The 2,335-nt window shown below is 61.4% G+C and carries 3 protein-coding genes; 1 reads left to right on the forward strand and 2 read right to left on the reverse strand.

Annotated elements, in window-relative coordinates; all coding sequences use genetic code 11:
- Positions 1–53 precede the first annotated feature (53 nt).
- On the forward strand, positions 54–788 hold the full coding sequence (locus EN984_RS31565; RefSeq protein WP_027040117.1) for a TetR/AcrR family transcriptional regulator: 735 nt from the start codon (positions 54–56) through the stop codon (positions 786–788).
- A 23-nt stretch (positions 789–811) separates the two neighbouring features.
- Here EN984_RS31565 and yihA read toward each other — a convergent pair whose 3' ends face one another.
- Complete coding sequence (yihA, locus tag EN984_RS31570; RefSeq protein ID WP_024502094.1) at positions 812–1,471, reverse strand: ribosome biogenesis GTP-binding protein YihA/YsxC; 660 nt, start codon at positions 1,469–1,471, stop codon at positions 812–814.
- Positions 1,468–2,106 carry a CatB-related O-acetyltransferase gene (locus EN984_RS31575; RefSeq protein ID WP_164748689.1) on the reverse strand — a complete coding sequence of 213 codons (639 nt, stop codon included), beginning with the start codon at positions 2,104–2,106 and terminating at the stop codon, positions 1,468–1,470. The genes yihA and EN984_RS31575 overlap by 4 nt, the downstream gene beginning before the upstream one ends.
- Positions 2,107–2,335: the final 229 nt, after the last annotated feature.

Raw genomic sequence — 2,335 nt, forward strand, 5'->3', positions numbered from 1 at the left:
TATCAAGGGCAATCGAACCGCTTGGTTCGAATTATTTTCGAGGTGTGACTTTCATGGCCGAGACCCCGCCCAATGTCGAAAACGAGTCGTGCGACGACCTGTTGGAAAGCTTGCGTCGTGGCCGCCCGGCCGCGGGGCAGGATCCGGTCAAGCGCAGCCAGATCATCGACGGCGCCCGTCGTGTCTTCATCGACAAGGGCTTCGAAGCCGCCTCGATGAACGACATCACCCGCGAGGCCGGTGTCTCCAAGGGTACGATCTACGTCTATTTCGCCAACAAAGAAGAGCTGTTCGAAGCGCTGATCGAGGAAGAGCGCGGCACCATCTTCAAGAACATGTATGACGTGCTGGACAATGCCGACAACCTGCGCGAGACGCTGGTGAAGTTCGGCAAGGTGCTGGCCCTCAAGATCACGTCGGCCAAGGTGATCCAGGCGCAGCGCACGGTGATCGGTGCATCCGACCGGATACCCGACATGGGCGCGCGGTTTTACGAGCGCGGTCCCAAGCGTGGCCACGACAAGGTCGCGGCCTTTCTCAATGCTGCCATCGAGCGCGACCTGCTGCGCATCGACGATGTCGATCTTGCCGCCTATCAGTTCACCGAACTGTGCCTGGCCGGTCTGTTCCGCCAGTGCATCTTCGCCTACCGCACCAAAGCCCCGACCCAGGACGAGATCGACCGCATCGTCAGGTCAGGCGTCAGCATGTTCCTCAAGGCATACGGCACCGAAAGGCTTGTGGCGGAAGAAGGCCACCAGACGATTGCTATCGAGGCCAAGCCGTAGGCCATGCTCTAAGCTGTGGATGCTTAGCCGCCATTGGCGGCAAGCACGATGGCCGCCTGCAATTCCTGGAGGCCCTCGGCCTTTTCAGAAGAGGTGGCCAGTACGAACGGGAACGCCGCCGGCCGCTTCTTGATCTTTGCCAGCGTCTCCTCGATCAGCCTCGGCACGCCGGCAGTCTTGATCTTGTCGGTCTTGGTCAGCACGATCTGGTAGGACACCGCCGCCTTGTCGAGCAGCGACAGCACTTCGTCGTCCTTGGCCTTGATGCCGTGGCGGGCGTCGATCAGCACATAGACGCGCTTCAGCGTGACGCGGCCCTTGAGATAGTCGAAGACCAGCTTGGTCCACTCGTCGACCTTCTCCTTCGGCGCGGTGGCATAGCCATAGCCGGGCATGTCGACCAGCGCCAAGGGCGGCAGGTCGGCGCCCTCACCCGAAAATCCGTCCGGCACGAAATAGTTGAGCTCCTGCGTGCGCCCCGGCGTGTTGGAGGTGCGCGCCAGCCCCTTCTGGTTGACCAGCGCGTTGATCAGCGACGACTTGCCGACATTCGAGCGGCCGGCAAAGGCGATTTCCGGCGGCCCTTCCGGCGGCAGGAATTTCATGGCCGGCACGCCGCGGATGAAGATCCACCCCCGCGTAAACAGTTCGGTGCCGATTATGCTGCTGTTCAGAGCGTTCAAGCTGCTGCCTCCAGAAGAGAAATATCGGCGCCCCGGATAGCATCGAGGTTGCGACTGACCTTGTCCACCGGCCAGTCCCACCACGCCACCGCCAGCAGCCGCCTGATTGTCCGGTCGTCGAAACGCATCTTCACCACCTTGGCCGCATTGCCGGCGACGATCGCATAGGGCGGCACGTCGTGCGTCACCACCGATTTCGCGGCGATGATGGCGCCGTGGCCGATTTCCACCCCGGGCAAGATCACCGCCTCCATGCCGATCCAGACGTCGCTGCCGACAATGGTGTCGCCGCGCACTTCCTTCGACCACGTCGCCGGGTCAAAACCCTTTTCCCAGCCATGGCCAAAGATATTGAACGGATAGGTCGAAAAGCCGGACATAGCATGGTTGGCGCCGTTCATGATGAAGCGCGCGCCCTCGGCGATGGCGCAGAACCGACCGATGATCAGCTTGTCGCCGATGAAGGGATAGTGGTGCAGCACGCATTTCTCGGCGAATTTATCCGGCCCGTCGGGGTCGTCATAATAGGTGAAGTCGCCGATCTCGATGTTCGGCGCATTCACCAGTCCCTTGAGGAAGCCGACGCGGGTATGCATCGGGATCGGGTGCTTGATGTCTGGGTTGGGTCCGTCCATGTCGAAATCCGTCAGAGAAATGGCAGCCAGGCACATCCGAAACTCGATGCGCCCGTTCAAAATAGCGTGATCCGCCCTATAGCACCAATCGGGCGACGAGCGAGCTTTCCTTGACGGCCTTGCTCATTTGCCGCCGCGGCAGATCACGATCGGATCGGACATTGCGCTGTCGAAACCGCTGCCCTGATAGACGGTGACGTTCGCCGCGCCGGGCGGCAGCATGAAGCTG

The organism is Mesorhizobium sp. M7A.F.Ca.CA.004.12.1.1, assembly GCF_003997835.1.
Taxonomy (GTDB): Bacteria; Pseudomonadota; Alphaproteobacteria; order Rhizobiales; family Rhizobiaceae; genus Mesorhizobium.